The following is a 17,773-nucleotide window of genomic DNA, read 5'->3' on the forward strand; positions in this document are numbered from 1 at the left end:
AGAATCGGATGATCTGCCCAGGAGTCTATCATGCTGCCCTTGTTACTGGCTTCCAGCTCTGCTTACCGGCGCCAACTGCTCGAGCGCCTGCGCCTGCCCTTCACCTCGGCAAGCCCCGATATAGACGAGCGGCGCCTCGATGACGAGCCTGCCGTGGAGCTGGTTCGGCGGCTTGCCCGGGAGAAAGCCGAGGCCCTCGCACCCAGCCACCCCGGTCATCTGATCATTGGCTCCGATCAGGTCGCGGTACTCGGCGAACAGATCCTCGGCAAGCCCCACACGTTCGAACGCGCCTGCGAGCAGTTGCTCGCCGCCAGCGGCCAGCACGTGACCTTCCTCACCGGCCTGGCACTGCTCAACAGCAGCACAGGGCACTGCCAGGTCGACTGCGTGCCGTTTACCGTCGCCATGCGCGAACTGGACCTGGCGCGCGTGGAGCGCTACCTGAGGGCGGAGCAGCCGTTCGACTGCGCTGGGAGCTTCAAGGCGGAGGGATTGGGGGTGAGCCTGTTCCAGAGCACGCATGGCTGCGATGCGACCAGCCTGGTGGGGCTGCCGTTGATTCGGCTGGTGGATATGCTGCTGAAGGAAGGGGTGCAGGTACCCTGAACGCCCAGGGACCGCATAGCGGCCCCTGGATCAATCTGACTTAGCGCAGGGTCGGCCCCTGGAAGCCCATCCACATGGCCAGGTGCTCAGCCACGCTGGCACCGATGCGCTTGGAGAAGCGATCGAACGGCGATTCCTGCACGGTGAAATCGACCAGGTCTTTCTCGCCAATCACCTCACGCGCCACATAGCTGGCACTGCCCAACCCATCGACCAGGCCCAGCGCCTTGGCCTGTTCGCCCGACCAGATCAAGCCACTAAACAGCTCGGGGTGCTCCTTGTCTTTCAAACGATCCCCGCGCCCCTGCTTGACCATCGCGATGAACTGCTGGTGCGTGGTATTCAGCACGCCCTGCCAGAACGCGGTCTCCTCCGGCTTTTGCGGCGAGAACGGATCGAGAAACGCCTTGTGCTCGCCCGCCGTGTAGGTGCGCCGCTCCACCCCGAGCTTGTCCATGGCACCGACGAAGCCATAACCGGCCGCAGTGACCCCAATAGAGCCCACCAGGCTGGCCTTGTCGGCATAGATCTCGTCCGCGGCACTGGCGATGTAGTAGGCACCGGACGCGCCCAGGTCAGTGATCACCGCATACAGCTTGATCTGCGGGTACTCGGCGCGCAGGCGGCGGATCTCGTCATACACATAGCCTGACTGCACCGGGCTGCCACCCGGGCTGTTGATGCGCATCACCACGGCCTTGGTCTTGGCGTCCTTGAAGGCGTCGCGCAGGCTCTTGACGATATTGTCGGCGCTGGCGGCCTCCTGATCGGCGATCACCCCACGCACCTCGACCAGCGCGGTGTGGCTGGCACTGCGCGAGGCCGCGTTGTCCATGCTCATCAGCGGCGAGAACAGGAACAGGATGCCGAACAGGTAGACGAACGTCAGCAGCTTGAAGAATATCCCCCAGCGCCGCGCGCGGCGCTGCTCCTGCACACCCGCCAGGAGGGTCTTTTCCAGCAGCTTCCAGCTCTTGCGCTCTTCGCCGTCGACCACTTCGGTCTCGGGTGCCTTCCACTCGTCAGCCATGCTTACCTACCTTGGAAATTGATTGTGCGCCGGACCCGACAGCCACTCGCGCAGCTGGGAAAAGTGATCGATACACACCTGCGGACCGAACTCGGCCAGCGCCTGCAGCGACATCGCACCATAGCCCACCGCCACCGAATGCATACCCGCATTGTTGGCCATCTGCAGGTCGAACGCAGAGTCTCCGACCATCAGCGCCTGGCCAGGTTCGACCTGGCAATGCGCGAGAATTTCTTCGAGCATCAGCGGATGCGGCTTGCCGCGGGTTTCATCGGCACCCCGGGTAATATCGAAGAAGTGCTCCCAGCCATTGGCCTTGAGCACGCGATCCAGCCCGCGACGGGCCTTGCCGGTCGCCACTGCCAGACGATAGCCCTCGGCACGGAAGGCCTCCAGCGACTCGACCACCCCTTCGAACAGCGGCGAAGGCTGCTCATCGAGCGCCATGTAGACATCCGCGTAGTGCTGGCGGAAGACCTCGAGGCGCGCCTGATCGAGGTGCGGGTAGAGGATCGAGATCGCTTCGATCAACGCCAGGCCAATAATGCCCTTGACCGCGCCCTCCTCGCTCGGCGCCTCACCGGCGCGCTCGGCGGCGAGGTTCATCGCCAGGACGATGCGCCCGATCGAGTCGGCCAGGGTGCCGTCCCAATCGAAAATCAGCAGTTGGTAGTTCTTTTTCATGAACGATCAGGTCGCACTCAAGCGCTCCACGGTCTTGGCCCACATCTCGTCGACCGGCGCCTCGATCTTCAGCTCGCCGCCATCCGGCAGCGGCACGGTCAGGGCGTAGGCATGCAGGAACAGCCGCTTGCCGCCCAGGTCGCGAATCTCGCGGGTGAAGTCTTCGTCGCCGTACTTGCTGTCGCCGGCGATCATGTGCCCGGCATGCAGGGTGTGCACACGGATCTGGTGAGTACGGCCGGTGATCGGGCGCGCCTCGACCATGGTCGCGAACTCGCCGAAGCGGCGCAGCACGCGGAACATCGTCAGCGCTTCCTTGCCCTCGTCGTTGACTTCGACCATGCGCTCGCCCGAGCGCAGGTTGCTCTTCTGCAGCGGCGCGTTGACCTGCTTCTTGGCGGTCGGCCAGTGGCCGCGCACCAGCGCCATGTAGCGCTTGTCGACACCATCGCCGCGCAGCGCGGCATGCAGGTGACGCAGCATGCTGCGCTTCTTGGCGATCATCAGCAGGCCCGAGGTGTCGCGGTCCAGGCGGTGCACCAGCTCCAGCTCCTTGGCGTCCGGGCGCAACTGGCGCAGGGCCTCGATCACGCCGAAGCTCAGGCCACTGCCGCCGTGCACGGCAATGCCGGCCGGCTTGTTGAGCACGATCAGCGCCTTGTCTTCATAGACAATCGCCGCCTCGAGGCGCTGCAGCAGCGCCTGGGCCACCGGCACCGGCTCGTCGCGCTCGGGCAGCCGCACGGGCGGCACCCGGACGATGTCGCCGGCCTGGATCTTGTACTCGGGCTTGACCCGCCCTTTGTTGACCCGCACCTCACCCTTGCGCAGGATGCGGTAGACCAAGGTCTTGGGCACGCCCTTGAGGGCCGTGATCAGGAAATTGTCGATGCGTTGGCCGGCAAGCTCCGGCGCGACTTCGATCAGCTTTACGCCGGAAGTCGGAGGGGTATTGGTCGTCATGGCGGAATCATAACAATTTTTTATGGAATTGAAGCACTTAATCATTGCTGCTATAGTCGCGAACGCCGCCAAAAGCGGCAGGCCAGCGGCACAAGGCTCTTTGGCCGCCCCTGACCAACGCAATTCTCGAGGACGCGAGGCCGTCCTACGGGGCTTTCGCCAGTTTACCGAAATACCTGGAATCGCCACCAGCGCCGTGTAGAGAAGCCCGAAAAAAAACGATAAGTGCGGTAGTTCACCTCCTTCCTGTTCTTTTTCGCCGTGCCTCTGCCCCGCCGCCGTCGCTTCCTCCCAGCACCCGGCGATCGCTTCGGAAATACCTGCCTTGGACATGAATGGCGCCAGCTTCCGAATCGAAGCTGGCGAAAAATGCAACCCGTTGCGGATTCAGCGCGCGGCAGCACCCGAATTATCAGGGATACGTGCAGGGTGGAGATGCACAGCCCCTCGGACCGTGTAGCACCGCGTCCGGCCACCGCCCCATGTACTGGGCGGCGAGCGGATAAGGTCCTGTACAGATGCCTCACTGGCGTCCACGGCTGACGGTTGATTCCTCCTCCTGAACGGAGTGCACAAGATCTGCCAGGTTGATTCGGATGATTCGGATACCCCAGGTGTTTGTGCACCGCAAAACAGGACGCGTCGTCGCGATCACGGCAGGCTGGGCAACCGGCTGGTGCCGAACGTCGTCGACACGGGGGTGGTTCGCCACCCTTTGCGCACCTAGGCACCGACCTTGAGACGTCGTGTGTGCCGAACGCCGTTTCCGGCAGCCCGGAAACCGACGGTACAACATGAAAAGAATGCTGATTAACGCAACTCAACCCGAAGAGTTGCGTGTAGCCCTGGTGGATGGCCAACGCCTCTACGACCTGGATATCGAATCCGGCGCCCGCGAGCAGAAAAAGGCCAACATCTACAAAGGCAAGATCACCCGGATCGAGCCCAGCCTCGAAGCCGCCTTCGTCGACTTCGGCTCCGACCGTCACGGCTTCCTGCCGCTGAAGGAAATCTCCCGCGAGTACTTCAAGAAGGCCCCAGAAGGCCGCGTCAACATCAAGGAAGTGCTCAGCGAAGGCCAGGAAGTCATCGTCCAGGTCGAGAAGGAAGAGCGCGGCAACAAAGGCGCCGCCCTCACCACCTTCATCAGCCTGGCCGGCCGTTACCTGGTCCTGATGCCGAACAACCCGCGTGCCGGTGGCATCTCCCGTCGCATCGAAGGCGAAGAGCGCAACGAGCTGCGCGAAGCCCTCAATGGCCTCACCGTCCCCGGTGACATGGGCCTGATCGTTCGCACCGCAGGCCTGGGCCGCAGCAGCGAAGAGATGCAGTGGGACCTCGACTACCTGCTGCAGCTGTGGACCGCCATCAAGGAAGCCTCGCTGGACCGCGTTGCGCCGTTCCTGATCTACCAGGAAAGCAACGTCATCATCCGCGCCATCCGCGACTACCTGCGCCAGGACATCGGCGAAGTGCTGATCGACAGCATCGATGCCCAGGAAGAAGCCCTGACCTTCATCCGCCAGGTGATGCCGCAGTACGCCAGCAAGGTCAAGCTGTACGAAGACAGCGTGCCGCTGTTCAACCGCTTCCAGATCGAAAGCCAGATCGAGACCGCCTTCCAGCGCGTGGTCGAGCTGCCGTCCGGCGGTTCGATCGTGATCGACCCGACCGAAGCCCTGGTGTCGATCGACATCAACTCGGCGCGTGCCACCAAAGGCAGCGACATCGAAGAAACCGCCCTGCAGACCAACCTGGAAGCGGCCGAAGAAATCGCCCGCCAGCTCCGTCTGCGTGACATCGGCGGCCTGATCGTCATCGACTTCATCGACATGACCCCGGCGAAAAACCAGCGCGCCGTCGAAGAGCGTGTGCGCGAGTGCCTCGAAGCCGACCGCGCCCGCGTGCAAGTGGGCCGCATCTCGCGCTTCGGCCTGCTGGAAATGTCCCGTCAGCGCCTGCGTCCGTCGCTCGGCGAGAGCAGCGGCATCGTCTGCCCACGTTGCTCGGGCACCGGCATCATCCGTGACGTCGAGTCGCTGTCGCTGGCGATCCTGCGCCTGATCGAAGAAGAAGCCCTGAAGGACCGTACCGCCGAGGTGCGTGCCCAGGTGCCGATCCCGGTCGCCGCGTTCCTGCTCAACGAGAAGCGCAACTCGATCACCAAGATCGAAATGCGCACCCGTGCACGGATCATCATCCTGCCGAACGATCACCTGGAAACCCCGCACTTCGAAGTCCAGCGCCTGCGCGACGACAACCCGGACGTGCTGACCAACCAGTCCAGCTACGAGATCGCCACCACCGAAACCGAGGAAGCGCCGCAACAGGCCGCGACCCGCACCCTGGTCCGCCAGGAAGCGGCCGTCAAGACCGCCCCGCCGCGCACCAACGCACCGGTGCCGACCGCTGTCGAAGAAGTCGCCGCTGCCGCCCCGGTCGCGCCGACCCCAGCGCCAAGCGTGCCTGAGCCAAGCCTGTTCAAGGGCCTGGTGAAGTCGCTGGTCAGCCTGTTCGCCGGCAAGGACGAGCCTGTCGCCGCCCCGGCCGCCGCCGCCGAGAAGCCTGCCACCGAGCGCACCCAGCGCAACGAGGAGCGCCGCAACGGTCGTCAGCAGAGCCGCAACCGCAATGGCCGTCGTGACGAAGAACGCAAGCCACGCGAAGACCGTGCCCCACGTGAGGAGCGCGCACCGCGTGAGCCACGTGAGGAACGTGCCCCGCGTGAAGAGCGTGCTCCGCGTGAAGAACGCGCACCGCGCGAAGAGCGTCAGCCTCGCCAGGACCGTCGTGGCAACCGTGAAGAGCGCCCGGTGCGCGAACTGCGTGAGCCCCTGGACGCCACCCCGGTAGAGCGCGAAGAACGTGCACCGCGTGAAGAACGTGCTCCACGCGAAGAACGCGCACCGCGTGAAGAACGTGCACCGCGTGAAGAGCGCGCCCCTCGCGAAGAACGTGCTCCACGTGAAGAACGCGCCCCTCGTGAAGAGCGCGCTCCACGTGAAGAACGCGCCCCTCGCGAAGAGCGTGCGCCACGTGAAGAACGCGCCCCTCGTGAAGAACGTGCTCCACGTGAAGAACGCGCCCCTCGCGAAGAACGTGCTCCACGTGAAGAACGTGCACCGCGTGAAGAACGTGCACCGCGTGAAGAGCGTCAGCTGCGCCCTGCTGAAGAAGCAGCCGAGCAGGCCGCAGAGATCGCCGACGAGCAACTGCCGAACGACGAGCAGCTGCAGGACGAGCAACTGGAAGGCGCCGATGGCGAACGTCCACGTCGTCGCTCCCGTGGCCAGCGTCGCCGCAGCAACCGTCGCGAGCGTCAGCGCAATGCCAATGGCGAGCTGATCGACGGTGATGACGAAGGCACTGAAGGCAGCGAAGAGCAGCAACCACAACAGCACCAAGCCACCGAGCTGGGCGCTGAACTGGCTGCCGGCCTGGCCGTGACCGCCGCTGTCGCCACCAGCAACATCAGCGCCGAAGCGGAAGCCCAGGCCAACCAGCAGGCTGAAGTCGCCTCTGCCGAAGCGCCTGAAGCCACTGAAGCACCTGAAGCTGCAACGGGCGAAGTGATTGCCCTGCCCGCCGAAGCACCGGTTGTACAGGCTGAAGAAGTTGCCATCGCCCCTGTGGTCGAGCAGCCGATCAGCGAGCCGGTAGCCGTGGTTGAGCCGAGCGCCGAGCCGGTTGTCGAAGTGGCCCCAGCGCCTGTGGTTGAAGCGCCTGTCGCTGAAGCCCCGGTCGAGGCGCCAGCCGTTGAAGCCCCTGCTGCCGAAGCCGTAGTGGTCGAAGCCGCAGTGGTCGAATCGGGCGAAGCCGAGAAGTCTGCAGAAGTGGTCGAAGCCGCCCCGGTCGAGGCGCCCGTCGCCGAAGCCGCGGTGATCGAGCAGCCTGCTCCGGTGGTCGAAGCCCAGCCTGAGGTGGTCGAGGCCGCGCCGGTCGCTGCCGAGCCAGCCCCTGTGGTCCTGGCCAACGGCCGCGCCCCGAACGACCCGCGTGAAGTGCGTCGTCGCAAGCGTGAAGCCGAGGCTGCTGCTGCTGCGGCTGCACAGGCTGCTGCCAGCGAAGCGGCTGCACCTGAAGCCCTGGAAACGACCGAAGAGCACAAGCCTCATCACGGTTGATTGCAACGGCTGAATGAAAAAGCCCCGCCAGTGTGAACTGGCGGGGCTTTTTTTTGGTTCTTGGGCTTGGGCTTGTAGATTGTGGGCTTATCCATTCCATGGGGTGGCGCTGATGGCCCCTTCCGCCCTTACGGCGGGTCACTTTTTTTCTTGGAAAAAGTAACCAAAAACCGCCGGTTCCCACATACGGCCCTCCGCTGCGCTGCGGGTTCCCTCACTCCGGTCTTGCTCCCGCGTGGACCGGGCTGCAGGGGCCTTCCTGGCCCCCAGCCCTTGCCGGCCTTCCTGGCCGTCACCCCGCTCCGCAAGACCTCCGTTCGGCCTCCTGAGGTCGCCAAGTTACGGGTGGTGCCTGGGCTGGCGTTATCTTCGACAGTGGCAATGGTGGTGGATAGCTTGACCTCTTCGCGGGTAAACCCGCTCCCACAGGGACCGCAGTGGCCTTACAGTCAGCAGATAACCTGTGGGAGCGGGTTTACCCGCGAAGAGGCCGGGACTGCCACTGCAAATTCTGGCGCTGACGCGCTGTACCGCCCTTATAAACAAGCGAGAGCGCAGCGATTCGCCAGCCGTTGCCCTGGCCCTTGATCTTGATCTGGCTCGTGATCTTGATCTACTGCGACTTCAGGAGGCCGAACGGAGGTCTTGCGGAGTGAGGTGACGGCCATGGATGGCCGGCAAGCGCCGCGGGCCAGGAAGGCCCGTCCGGCGCGGTCCTCACGGGAGCAAGGCCGGAGTGAGGGAACCCGCAGCGCAGCGGAGGGCCGGATGCAGGAGCAAGCGGTTTTTGGTTACTTTTTTCCAAGAAAAAAAGTGACCCGCCGTAAGGGCGGAAGGGGCCAGTGGCCGCACCACATCAACCGGATAAGCTCGACCATCGCAACGCCCCAGCCCCGACTCAGCCCAATCAGTACAGATTCGGCTCCATCTCCAACTCAACCCCAAACCGCTCAAGAATATCCGCCTGGATCTTACACGCCAGCGCATGCAACTGCGCCCCCGTGGCCTGCCCATAATTGACCAGCACCAGCGACTGCAACCGATGCACGCCAGCATCGCCATCCCGATACCCCTTCCACCCCGCCTGCTCGATCAACCACCCCGCCGCCAGCTTCATCTGCTCGCCACCCTGGGGATACGCCACCACCCCCGGATACCGCGCACGAATCTGCTCGGCCAAGGCCACGCTCACCAGCGGGTTCTTGAAGAAGCTCCCCGCATTACCCAAGTCCAGCGGATCCGGCAGTTTCTCCCGGCGAATGCTGCAGATGGCATCACTGATCGCCTGCGCAGTCGGCTGCTCGACACCCTGCTCATGCAGGCGCTGACGCACCGGCCCGTAGTCCAGGTGTGCTTGCAGCGCACGCGCCAAGGCAAACCGCACGCGCAGGATCACCCAGCGCCCCGGGTTACGCTTGAACACGCTGTCGCGGTAACCGAATGCACATTCATCGAGGGTGAAATCACGCAGCTCGCCGGTCTCCCGGTCGAGCGCGGTCAACCCCGCGAACACGTCCTTGATTTCCACGCCATAAGCGCCGACGTTCTGCATCGGCGCCGCGCCAACCGTGCCGGGGATCAGGCTGAGGTTCTCCAGGCCACTGAAGCCCTGCGCCAGGCTCCACTGCACGAACGGGTGCCACGGCTCACCGGCCTCGGCCTCGATCACCACGCGGTCGCCCTGCTCGCCCAGCACACGACGCCCGCGGCTGGCCATGTGCAGCACCAGCGCGTCAATGTCCTGGGTCAGCAGCAGGTTGCTGCCACCGCCGATCACCAGCACCGCAAGCTCGCGCTGCGCAGCACTGGCCAGCGCCGCGCGCACCTCGTCGTCCGTGTGCGCCTGGGTGAAAAAGCGTGCGCTGACGTCGATGCCAAAGGTGTTGAACGGCTTGAGCGAGACCCGCTCCTGCCACTGCGCCGTCATAACCGCCCCTTGATTTCCACGACCAGCTGCTGGCAGGCCGCCTCGATCAGGTCAAGGACCTGCTCGAAGCCATCGGCGCCGCCGTAATAAGGGTCTGGCACTTCGTCCAGGGCCGCGCCGTAGCGCCGCAGGAACAGGTCGAGCTCGCCGCCCGCCGCGTGCGGGCGCAAGACCTGCAGGTTGGCCAGGTTGCTCTTGTCCATCGCCAGGACCAGGTCGTACTCAGCGAAGTGCGCGGCCTTGACCTGCTGCGCACGTTGCGCCGAGAGGTCGTAGCCACGGCTCAGCGCCGCACGGCAAGTGCGCGCATCCGGCGCCTTGCCGACGTGCCAGTCACCGGTACCCGCCGAGGCCACCTGGACCTGATCGGCAAGCCCGGCGGCCTGCAATTGATGACGCAGGACGCCTTCGGCGGTCGGCGACCGGCAGATATTGCCCAGGCAGACGAACAGGACGCGCATCAAGCCTCCAGCAAGCGCCGTACGCGCTCCAGGTCTTCAGGGGTATCGACACCCACCGCGGGTGCCTCGATGGCGTCTTCGACGTGAATGCGTACGCCATGCCACAGCGCGCGCAGCTGCTCCAGCGCCTCGGTCTGCTCGAGCCAGCACGGGCCCCAGCTGACGAAGTCCTGGAGAAAGCCGACGCGGTAGGCGTACATGCCGATGTGGCGGCGGTACGGCACGCCGGGCGGCAATTGCTCGCGGTCCTTGGCAAACGCGTCACGCGCCCACGGCAGCGGCGCCCGGCTGAAGCTCAGGGCCAGGCCATGCTTGTCGCTGACGACCTTGACCGCATTGGGGTTGAACACCGCCTGGGTGTCGTGGATCGGCTCGGCCAGGGTGGCGATGCCCGCCTCAGGGTGCGCCGCCAGGTTGGCCGCCACCTGATCGATGATCACCGGCGGGATCAACGGCTCGTCGCCCTGCACGTTGACCACGATGGCGTCGTTGGCCAGGCCCAGTTGCTCGGCCACTTCGGCCAGGCGGTCGGTGCCGGACTCATGGTCGGCGCGGGTCAGCAGCACCTCGGCGCCAAACGCCTGGCAGGCCTCGACGATGCTGGCATCGTCGGTGGCGATCACCACCCGGCTGGCCGCGCTCTTGCGCGCCTGTTCCCACACGTGCTGGACCATCGGCTTGCCGGCGATCAGCAACAGCGGCTTGCCCGGCAGGCGCGTGGAGCGCAGCCGGGCGGGAATCACCACGGTGAAATCCAGGCTCATTTGTCCAGACGCTCGTCATCGGTCAGGGTGCGCGCTTCGCTTTCCAGCATCACCGGGATGCCATCGCGCACCGGGTAGGCCAGGCCCGCGCCCTTGCTGATCAGCTCGGTCTTGTCGGCGCTGAGCTTGAGCGGGCCCTTGGTGATCGGGCAGGCGAGGATATCGAGCAGTTTGGTGTCCATGGATGCGTCCTTGAGGCCTAGGGCCGGAAAGTTGAATTCGGTTCAGGGCTGCTGGCGGGCCGGCAGCAAGCGCACCAGCTGGCGGTCGAACCAGCTGACGAAGGCCGCTGACGGCACCGCCTCGACGGCCAGGTACCACCAGTCGGCGGCGGCGAAGGCACGGCACTTCACCGCGTCCTTCTCGGTCATCACCAGCGGCAGTGCCGGGCTGAAGCTCAGCGCCTCGGCGCTGAACTGCGCGTGATCGGCGAACGGGTGCGGCACCGGCTGCCAGTTTAGCCCCAGCAGGGTATTGAAGAAACGTTGCGGGTTGCCGATCCCGGCCACGGCGTGCAGGGCCTGGCCGGCGGCAAAATAGTCGAGCGGCTGGCGTTCGCCGCTGCGCAGGTTGACCAGCGCAGACGGCTGCAACTGGAAGGCGAAGCCACCGTCGCGGTCCTCGCGGGCGCCGTTGTACAGCACCGCGTCGGCATCCTGCAGGCGCTCTACCGGTTCACGCAGCGGGCCGGCAGGCAGGCAGCGGCGGTTGCCCAGGCCACGGGCAGCGTCGATCAGCACCAGCTCCAGGTCGCGGGCGAGCCGGTAGTGCTGCATGCCATCGTCGCAGAGGATCAGGTCCAGCGGCTCACTGGCCAGCAGCGCCTGCACCGCACGCGAGCGGTCGGGGTCGATCATCAGCGGCACGCCGGTGCGCTGGACGATCAGCAGCGGCTCGTCGCCAGCCTGCTCGGCGCTGTGGCCGGCCTCGACCCGCCAGGGCAAGTGGGCCGGCTTGGCGCCGTAACCGCGGCTGACCACGCCCACCCGCAGCCCCTGGCGACGGCAATGATCGATCAGCCAGAGAATCATCGGCGTCTTGCCGGTGCCGCCCACGGTGATATTGCCGACCACGATGACCGGCACCGGCGCGCGGTAGCTGGCACTTTCACCGCTGAGAAAACGCGCGCGCTTGCGCGACACCACGCGCCGGTACAACAGCTCCAGCGGACGCAGCAGCGCCAGCGCCGGGTGCCCGTCGTACCACGCCGCGAGCAGGCGGTCGGCCAAGGCCATCAGGGTGCCTCCGCTGCCGCCTCGACGGTGGTCATGCGCAACTGGCTGAAACCGAGCTTGCCGGCTGCATCCATTGCCGTGATCACCGCCTGGTGCGGGGTCTTGCCGTCGGCGCTGATCGACAGCGGCAGCTTGGTATCGCCACCCGACTCCTGTTGCAGCGCCTCGGTGAGGGTGGCCAGGTCGCTTTTCGGCAGCAGGTGGTTGTTGACCGAGTAGACGCCGTCGGCACTGATGGTGATGTCCACCTGCTTGCCTTCGTCAGCCGCCGGCGGTGCGGCGGTGGTCGCCTCAGGCAGCTCGACGCGGAGCTGGTTTTCACGGGTGAAGGTGGTGGTGACGACGAAGAACAGCAGCAACACGAACACCACGTCGATCAACGACGCCAGGTTGATGTCGATGTTCTCGCGCTGGCGGTTGCGGCGAAACTTCACGCCTTGTCTCCCGCCACTTCCACTTCGCGGTCACCCTGCACGACCTCGACCAGCTTGATCGCCTCCTGCTCCATGCCCACCACCAGTTCGTCGATGCGGCGCAGCAGGAAACGGTGGAAGAACACCGCCGGGATACCGACCATCAGGCCAGCGGCGGTGGTCACCAGGGCCTTGGAGATACCGCCGGCGAGCACCGAGGCGTTGGCGGTCATCTGCGAGCCCATGAACGCGCTGAAGATGTCGATCATGCCCAGCACGGTGCCGAGCAGGCCAAGCAGCGGCGCCATGGCAGCGATGGTGCCGAGGGTACTGATGTAGCGCTCCATCTCGTGGATGACCCGCGACGCGGCTTCCTCGATGCACTCTTTCATGATCTCGCGACCGTGCCGCGAGTTGGCCAGGCCGGCGGCGAGGATCTCGCCCAGCGGCGAATCGGCGCGCAGGCTCTTGAGCTTGTCACTGGTGAGTTGCTTGTCCTTGATCCACATCCACACCTGGCCGAGCAGGTGCGGCGGGGTGACACGGCTGGCGCGCAGGGTCCACAGGCGCTCGGCGACGATAGCCATGGCGGCGATGGAGCTCAGTATGATCGGCAGCATCATCCAACCACCGGACTTGACCAATTCCCACACAGTAATCATCCCCTCGAAAAAGGCCGCCACTCTACCATAGGATCGTCAGCCGCTCAGCAGCCGGAGGTCGCAACACTCCATCGCCAGCCAAGCCCTTTCAAGGTCTTCGCATTTTCCCTGAATTTATCCTTGCCTTGAGCTCGCTGGGGCCGCTGCGCGCCCCTTTCGCGACGCAAGGCCGCTCCCACAGGGTTCTCGCGGTCCATGTGGGAGCGGCCTTGCCGGGGCGCCGGACCGGTCGGAAAGGGCTGCGCAGCAGCCCCGGCGAGCTTGGACATCCACTCAATTCGGGTCACGCCAGAACTTTCGCTGCCCACGCTGCCCCTCCACCTCCCCATGACTACCCAAGCGCAACCTCAGCGCGCCCTCGACGGCCGTATCGTGAATCGCCAGCCCACGGCGCTGGTAACGCTCGATCACCTGCGCATGCGGGTGCCCAAAGCCATTGTGTTGCCCACGCGAGATCAACACCCCACGCGGCGCCAGCGCCCGGATGAACGGCTCGGTGGACGAACTGCGGCTGCCATGGTGCGGCGCCTGCAACCAGTCGATCGGCGTCGCCCCGTGCGCCTTGAGCCAGGCCCGCTCGGCGGCACTCTCCATATCGCCAGCCAACAGCAAGCGCTCGCCCCCCGCCTCGACCAACAACACGCACGAACGGTCATTGCTAGAAGCCGCTCCCGCCCATTGCCACAGCGAAAACCGCACCCCATCCCATTGCCAGCCCTCCCCCACCCCACACGGCTGTGCCTGCAACGCACCAGGCAGCTCAGCCGGCTCCCCCGCCAGCACTCGCTCGATCGGCAAGCCACGATGAACGGCCGCCGCGCCACCGGCATGGTCGGCATGCGCATGGCTGATCAGCATCACCTGCAACCGATCAACGCCCAACTTGCGCAGGGTCGGCAGCACCACGCTCTCGCCCAGGTCGCTGTCGCCACGGGCCGGGCCGGCATCGTAGAGCAGGCTGTGGTTGCGCGTGCGCAGCAGCACCGCCAGGCCCTGCCCGACATCCAGCTGGAGCACCTCGACCTGGCCTTGCGGCAGCACCTCCCGGGGCGACCACAGCGCCACCAGCATCAACGCCCCCAGCCCGCGCAACGGCACCCCACGCGGCAGCAACAGCAACAAGGCGCCGCAGCCGACCAGCAACCAGGCCAGCAGCGGCAATGGCTGGGCAACCCAGGCCGGCTGCAACTGCGCCAGCCAAGCCAACAGCCGAAACAGCAGATCCAGCGCCCCGCCCGCCAGCCACAGCAACGCCTCACCGACGCCCGCGACTGGCAACAGCAGCGTGCCGAGCAATGCCAACGGCAACACCACAACGCTGATCCAGGGCACCGCGACCAGGTTGGCCAGCGGCGCACTCAGGCTGATCGGCAGGCCCAAAGCCAACATGGCCGGCATCAGCCCGATGGCGATCACCCATTGCGCGCGGGTCCAGGCCTGCCAGGGCCGCCAGCCCCCAAGTCGGTGGGCGAAACAATAGATAAGCACCGCGACCGCCGCGAACGACAGCCAGAAGCCCGGCAGCAGGCTGGCCAACGGCTCGACCAGTAACACCGCACACAGCGCCAGCAGCAACGGCACCGCGCTGCCCAGATGACGAAAGCGCAAGCGCCAGAGCAACACCACCGCCAGCATCAGGCAGGCGCGCTGCACCGGCACGCCGAAGCCGGCCAGCCAGCCGTAGCCCAGCGCCGCGGCCATCGCCGAGCCGCACGCCCAGGGCAGCCACGGCCAACGGCGGGGCCAGGCGCCCCAGCGCGCCAGGCCTGCCACCAGACCGTAGAGCAGCCCCGCCGCGAGGCCGATGTGCTGCCCGGAGATAACCAGCAGGTGCACCGTGCCGGTGGCCTGCAAGGCTTGCCAGTCCGCCCGCGGCAACCCCGACCCATCGCCCAGCACCAGGGCGGCCAGGGCCGCTTCGCGACCTTGCGCATCGACGGCCAGCAGCCGCTGGCGCAAGCGCTCACGCCAGCCGCCGGAGACTGGCTGGAGCAATTCACCCGCCTTGACCGAGCCGGTGGCGCCGATCCGCCGCGCCAGCAGGCTCGCCTCGCGGTCCGGCCCATGCGGGTTGAGCAGGCCGCGCGGGCGTTTGAGGGTAACCGCCAGGCGCCAACGTTCGCCCGCCACCACCGGCGGCCCGTCGAACCAGCTCAGTTGCAGGCGAGCAGGCAGCGCGGCGCGCCGTGACACGGCTTGTTCCAGCTCGAAGCGCACGCCCCGCACGGACTGCGTTGGCAAGCCTACTACACGCCCTTCAAGCCACAGCGTGCGGCCATCCAGCTCGCGGGCCAGGCGATCGTTCAGGGCCAACTGCGCCGAACCGCAGGCCCAGCAAAACCCCAGCAGGCAAACGCCCAGTGGCCAGGCACGGCTGCACAGCGTGCCGAGCCCGACGACGAGCAGCACCAGCAGCCATCCGACCGATGGCAGAGCGGGGAGAAAGCCCAGGCACAACAGCCCGAGCGCGAGCGCCAACATCCCTGTGCGCATGAGGTAGAGCTCCGCAAGCAAGACAACCTGCAGAGGAATAGCCCAATCAGGGCCAGGTTCTGTTCAACAATTGTCACAAAGTCTGAACAAGCCGGTCAGGCAATCCGGGCATACTGACCCCCTTCAAACCCGGGGAGCCTACATGCCGCGCCGCCTCTTCAAACGGTACATGCCGGATCCGACCAGCATTCGGGAACACAAATCCTTACGCTTCTTCGGCAAGCTGCTGCACGACCCGAACCTCTGGCACCTCAACCGCCATTCGGTGGCGCGGGCCATGGGCGTAGGCCTGTTCGCGGCATTGATCCCGGTCCCGCTGCAGATGCTCCTGGCCGCCAGCCTGGCGATCCCCCTGCGCGGCAACCTGCCGATCGCGGTCAGCCTGGTCTGGCTGACCAACCCGCTGACCATGCCGCCGGTGTTCCTGGTCACCTACATGACCGGCGCCTGGCTGCTGCAGACGCCGCCACGGAGCCTGCCCGACGACCTCACCTTCGAGTGGATCACCGACCAGCTGGCGACCGTCTGGCAGCCGTTCTTGCTCGGTTCGGTGGTGTGCGGCGTGGTGCTGGGCATCCTCGCCTACTTCACCACCATGCTCTACTGGCGCTGGTGGGTCGGCCGGCAGTGGCGCCGGCGCAAGCACAAGGCCTCAGGCGCGCATGCCGCGGCCGCTGACCAGCAGGCGGATGCACAGGATGTACAGCACTGCGGTGGCCACCAGCATAAAGGTGATCGCCGTACCAATACTGATATCCGACACCCCTAGGATGCCGTAGCGGAACGAGTTGACCATGTGCAGCACCGGGTTGGCCATCGACACGGTCTGCCAGAACGGCGGCAACAGGGTGATCGAATAGAACACCCCACCGAGGTAGGTCAGCGGCGTCAGCACAAAGGTCGGGATGATCGAGATATCGTCGAAGTTGCGCGCGAACACCGCGTTGACGAAGCCCAGCAGCGAGAAGATCGTTGCCGTCAGCAACACCACCACCACGGTCACGCCCAGGTGATGCACCTGCAGATGGGTGAAGAACATCGACAGGATGGTCACGATCACGCCCACCGCCAGGCCACGCAGTACGCCGCCGGCGACGTAGCCGACGAGAATCGTGTGCGGTGACACCGGCGACACCATCAGCTCCTCGATCGAGCGCTGGAACTTGCTGCCGAAGAAGCTCGACACCACGTTGCCGTACGAGTTGGTGATCACCGACATCATGATCAGCCCCGGCACGATGTACTGCATGTAGGTGAAGCCACCCATGTCGCCGATCTGCCGGCCGATCAGGTTACCGAAGATGACGAAGTACAGGACCATGGTGATCGCCGGCGGCAGCAGGGTCTGCGGCCAGATGCGCAGGAAGCGCCGCACTTCGCGGTAGACGATGGTATTGAGGGCGACCCAGTTGGTGCGCAGTTCCACACTCATACGGCCACCTTCGACAGGTTTTTCTCAACCAGGGACACGAACAGCTCCTCGAGACGATTGGTCTTGTTGCGCAGGCTCTGCACCTCGATGTTCTGCAGGGCCAACTGGCCGAACAGCGCGGTGATGCCGATGTCCTTCTCCACCTGCACTTCCAGGGTGTGCGGGGTGAGCAGGCGGCACGGGTAGCCGTGCAGGGTCGGCGCGCTGGCCAGGTCCTGCTTCAGGTCGAGGACAAAGGTCTCGACGTGGAGCTTGCCGAGCAGCGTGCGCATGCTGGTGTTCTCGACGATGGTGCCGTGGTCGATGATGCCGATGTTGCGGCACAGCTGTTCGGCTTCCTCGAGGTAGTGGGTGGTGAGGATGATGGTGATGCCTTTCTGGTTCAGCTCGGTGAGAAAACTCCACATCGAGCGGCGCAGTTCGATATCCACACCCGCGGTCGGCTCGTCGAGAATCAACAGCCGCGGCTCGTGGATCAGCGCCCGGGCGATCATCAGCCGGCGCTTCATGCCGCCCGACAGCGAGCGGGACGGCACGTCGCGCTTGTCCCACAGGCCGAGCTGGGTCAGGTACTGCTCGGCGCGCTGCTTGGCCAGTTTCGGCGGGATGCCGTAATAGCCGGCCTGGGTCACGACGATGTCGAAGACCTTCTCGAACTGGTTGAAGTTGAATTCCTGCGGGACCACGCCCAGGCAGCGCTTGAGCGCCGCCGGCTCGCGGTCCAGGTCATGGCCGAAGACATTGACCGTGCCGCTGGTCTTGTTGACCAGGGTCGAGAGGATGCCGATGGTGGTGGATTTGCCGGCGCCGTTAGGGCCGAGCAAGGCGAAGAAGTCACCTTCGGCGACGTCCAGGTCGATGCCCTTGAGGGCCTGGAAGCCGTTGCCGTAGGTCTTGGTCAGCTGTCGGATGGACAGGGCAGAACTCATAGCGGGTCACGTACCATGCGAAGGGGTTCAGGACACGCCAGCCGAGG

Annotated in this window: 16 protein-coding genes; 3 read left to right on the forward strand and 13 right to left on the reverse strand. The window is 65.6% G+C overall.

All coding sequences use genetic code 11. From position 1 onward, the window contains the following. Positions 1-30 precede the first annotated feature (30 nt). Entirely contained in the window at positions 31-609 is a 579-nt protein-coding gene (locus CCOS865_RS21800) for a Maf family protein (protein ID WP_119144695.1), read from the forward strand. A gap of 40 nt (positions 610-649) precedes the next feature. Here CCOS865_RS21800 and CCOS865_RS21805 read toward each other — a convergent pair whose 3' ends face one another. Genes CCOS865_RS21805 through rluC form a run of 3 tightly spaced genes read right to left on the reverse strand, consistent with a single transcriptional unit; the run spans position 650 to position 3,286 of the window. Next, a complete protein-coding gene (locus CCOS865_RS21805) occupies positions 650-1,639 on the reverse strand; it encodes a S49 family peptidase (RefSeq protein ID WP_119144697.1) in 990 nt (329 codons plus the stop codon). A 6-nt stretch (positions 1,640-1,645) separates the two neighbouring features. Continuing rightward, entirely contained in the window at positions 1,646-2,323 is a 678-nt protein-coding gene (locus tag CCOS865_RS21810) for an HAD family hydrolase (RefSeq protein WP_119144699.1), read from the reverse strand. Positions 2,324-2,329: 6 nt separating this feature from the next. Beyond that, positions 2,330-3,286: a 23S rRNA pseudouridine(955/2504/2580) synthase RluC gene (rluC, locus tag CCOS865_RS21815; RefSeq protein ID WP_119144701.1), complete on the reverse strand. Its 957-nt coding sequence runs from the start codon at positions 3,284-3,286 to the stop codon at positions 2,330-2,332. Positions 3,287-4,080: 794 nt separating this feature from the next. Here rluC and rne point away from each other — a divergent pair. Next, complete coding sequence (gene rne / locus CCOS865_RS21825; protein ID WP_119144702.1) at positions 4,081-7,410, forward strand: ribonuclease E; 3,330 nt, start codon at positions 4,081-4,083, stop codon at positions 7,408-7,410. A gap of 907 nt (positions 7,411-8,317) precedes the next feature. On the opposite strand, the gene murB is transcribed toward rne, so the two are convergent. The 8 genes from murB to CCOS865_RS21865 form a co-directional block, all read right to left on the reverse strand. Further along, positions 8,318-9,337, reverse strand: coding sequence for a UDP-N-acetylmuramate dehydrogenase (gene murB / locus CCOS865_RS21830; RefSeq protein ID WP_119144704.1), 1,020 nt, complete (start codon positions 9,335-9,337; stop codon positions 8,318-8,320). Further along, complete coding sequence (locus CCOS865_RS21835; RefSeq protein ID WP_119144706.1) at positions 9,334-9,798, reverse strand: low molecular weight protein-tyrosine-phosphatase; 465 nt, start codon at positions 9,796-9,798, stop codon at positions 9,334-9,336. The genes murB and CCOS865_RS21835 overlap by 4 nt, the downstream gene beginning before the upstream one ends. Then, positions 9,798-10,562 (reverse strand): 3-deoxy-manno-octulosonate cytidylyltransferase, encoded by a 765-nt coding sequence (kdsB, locus tag CCOS865_RS21840; RefSeq protein WP_119144708.1) that lies wholly within the window; start codon positions 10,560-10,562, stop codon positions 9,798-9,800. Before kdsB ends, CCOS865_RS21835 begins: the two co-directional genes overlap by 1 nt. Then, entirely contained in the window at positions 10,559-10,744 is a 186-nt protein-coding gene (locus CCOS865_RS21845; RefSeq protein WP_028633616.1) for a Trm112 family protein, read from the reverse strand. Before CCOS865_RS21845 ends, kdsB begins: the two co-directional genes overlap by 4 nt. A 42-nt stretch (positions 10,745-10,786) precedes the next feature. Beyond that, a complete protein-coding gene (gene lpxK, locus CCOS865_RS21850; RefSeq protein WP_119144709.1) occupies positions 10,787-11,797 on the reverse strand; it encodes a tetraacyldisaccharide 4'-kinase in 1,011 nt (336 codons plus the stop codon). Continuing rightward, positions 11,797-12,231 (reverse strand): ExbD/TolR family protein, encoded by a 435-nt coding sequence (locus CCOS865_RS21855; protein ID WP_119144711.1) that lies wholly within the window; start codon positions 12,229-12,231, stop codon positions 11,797-11,799. Before CCOS865_RS21855 ends, lpxK begins: the two co-directional genes overlap by 1 nt. Continuing rightward, a complete protein-coding gene (locus CCOS865_RS21860; RefSeq protein ID WP_119144870.1) occupies positions 12,228-12,863 on the reverse strand; it encodes a MotA/TolQ/ExbB proton channel family protein in 636 nt (211 codons plus the stop codon). Before CCOS865_RS21860 ends, CCOS865_RS21855 begins: the two co-directional genes overlap by 4 nt. A gap of 282 nt (positions 12,864-13,145) precedes the next feature. Further along, entirely contained in the window at positions 13,146-15,365 is a 2,220-nt protein-coding gene (locus tag CCOS865_RS21865) for a DNA internalization-related competence protein ComEC/Rec2 (protein ID WP_119144712.1), read from the reverse strand. A gap of 142 nt (positions 15,366-15,507) precedes the next feature. Here CCOS865_RS21865 and CCOS865_RS21870 point away from each other — a divergent pair, with 142 nt between their 5' ends. Then, positions 15,508-16,134 carry a DUF2062 domain-containing protein gene (locus CCOS865_RS21870; protein WP_119144713.1) on the forward strand — a complete coding sequence of 209 codons (627 nt, stop codon included), beginning with the start codon at positions 15,508-15,510 and terminating at the stop codon, positions 16,132-16,134. On the opposite strand, the gene CCOS865_RS21875 is transcribed toward CCOS865_RS21870, so the two are convergent. Next, positions 16,018-16,797: an ABC transporter permease gene (locus CCOS865_RS21875; RefSeq protein ID WP_119144714.1), complete on the reverse strand. Its 780-nt coding sequence runs from the start codon at positions 16,795-16,797 to the stop codon at positions 16,018-16,020. The two genes, CCOS865_RS21870 and CCOS865_RS21875, sit on opposite strands and share 117 nt — an antisense overlap. Continuing rightward, positions 16,794-17,726: an ABC transporter ATP-binding protein gene (locus CCOS865_RS21880; RefSeq protein ID WP_119144715.1), complete on the reverse strand. Its 933-nt coding sequence runs from the start codon at positions 17,724-17,726 to the stop codon at positions 16,794-16,796. Before CCOS865_RS21880 ends, CCOS865_RS21875 begins: the two co-directional genes overlap by 4 nt. Positions 17,727-17,773 lie beyond the last annotated feature (47 nt).

It is taken from the genome of Pseudomonas reidholzensis, from assembly GCF_900536025.1.
Taxonomy (GTDB): domain Bacteria; phylum Pseudomonadota; class Gammaproteobacteria; order Pseudomonadales; family Pseudomonadaceae; genus Aquipseudomonas; species Aquipseudomonas reidholzensis.

Coding starts and splice junctions, on each gene's coding strand:
- rne (WP_119144702.1), top strand. CDS start 4,081: ATGAAAAGAATGCTGATTAACGCAACTCAACCCGAAGAGTTGCGTGTA.
- CCOS865_RS21875 (WP_119144714.1), bottom strand. CDS start 16,797: ATGAGTGTGGAACTGCGCACCAACTGGGTCGCCCTCAATACCATCGTC.
- rluC (WP_119144701.1), bottom strand. CDS start 3,286: ATGACGACCAATACCCCTCCGACTTCCGGCGTAAAGCTGATCGAAGTC.
- kdsB (WP_119144708.1), bottom strand. CDS start 10,562: ATGAGCCTGGATTTCACCGTGGTGATTCCCGCCCGGCTGCGCTCCACG.
- CCOS865_RS21870 (WP_119144713.1), top strand. CDS start 15,508: ATGCCGCGCCGCCTCTTCAAACGGTACATGCCGGATCCGACCAGCATT.
- CCOS865_RS21810 (WP_119144699.1), bottom strand. CDS start 2,323: ATGAAAAAGAACTACCAACTGCTGATTTTCGATTGGGACGGCACCCTG.
- CCOS865_RS21805 (WP_119144697.1), bottom strand. CDS start 1,639: ATGGCTGACGAGTGGAAGGCACCCGAGACCGAAGTGGTCGACGGCGAA.
- CCOS865_RS21865 (WP_119144712.1), bottom strand. CDS start 15,365: ATGCGCACAGGGATGTTGGCGCTCGCGCTCGGGCTGTTGTGCCTGGGC.
- CCOS865_RS21835 (WP_119144706.1), bottom strand. CDS start 9,798: ATGCGCGTCCTGTTCGTCTGCCTGGGCAATATCTGCCGGTCGCCGACC.
- CCOS865_RS21800 (WP_119144695.1), top strand. CDS start 31: ATGCTGCCCTTGTTACTGGCTTCCAGCTCTGCTTACCGGCGCCAACTG.
- CCOS865_RS21880 (WP_119144715.1), bottom strand. CDS start 17,726: ATGAGTTCTGCCCTGTCCATCCGACAGCTGACCAAGACCTACGGCAAC.
- lpxK (WP_119144709.1), bottom strand. CDS start 11,797: ATGGCCTTGGCCGACCGCCTGCTCGCGGCGTGGTACGACGGGCACCCG.
- CCOS865_RS21845 (WP_028633616.1), bottom strand. CDS start 10,744: ATGGACACCAAACTGCTCGATATCCTCGCCTGCCCGATCACCAAGGGC.
- murB (WP_119144704.1), bottom strand. CDS start 9,337: ATGACGGCGCAGTGGCAGGAGCGGGTCTCGCTCAAGCCGTTCAACACC.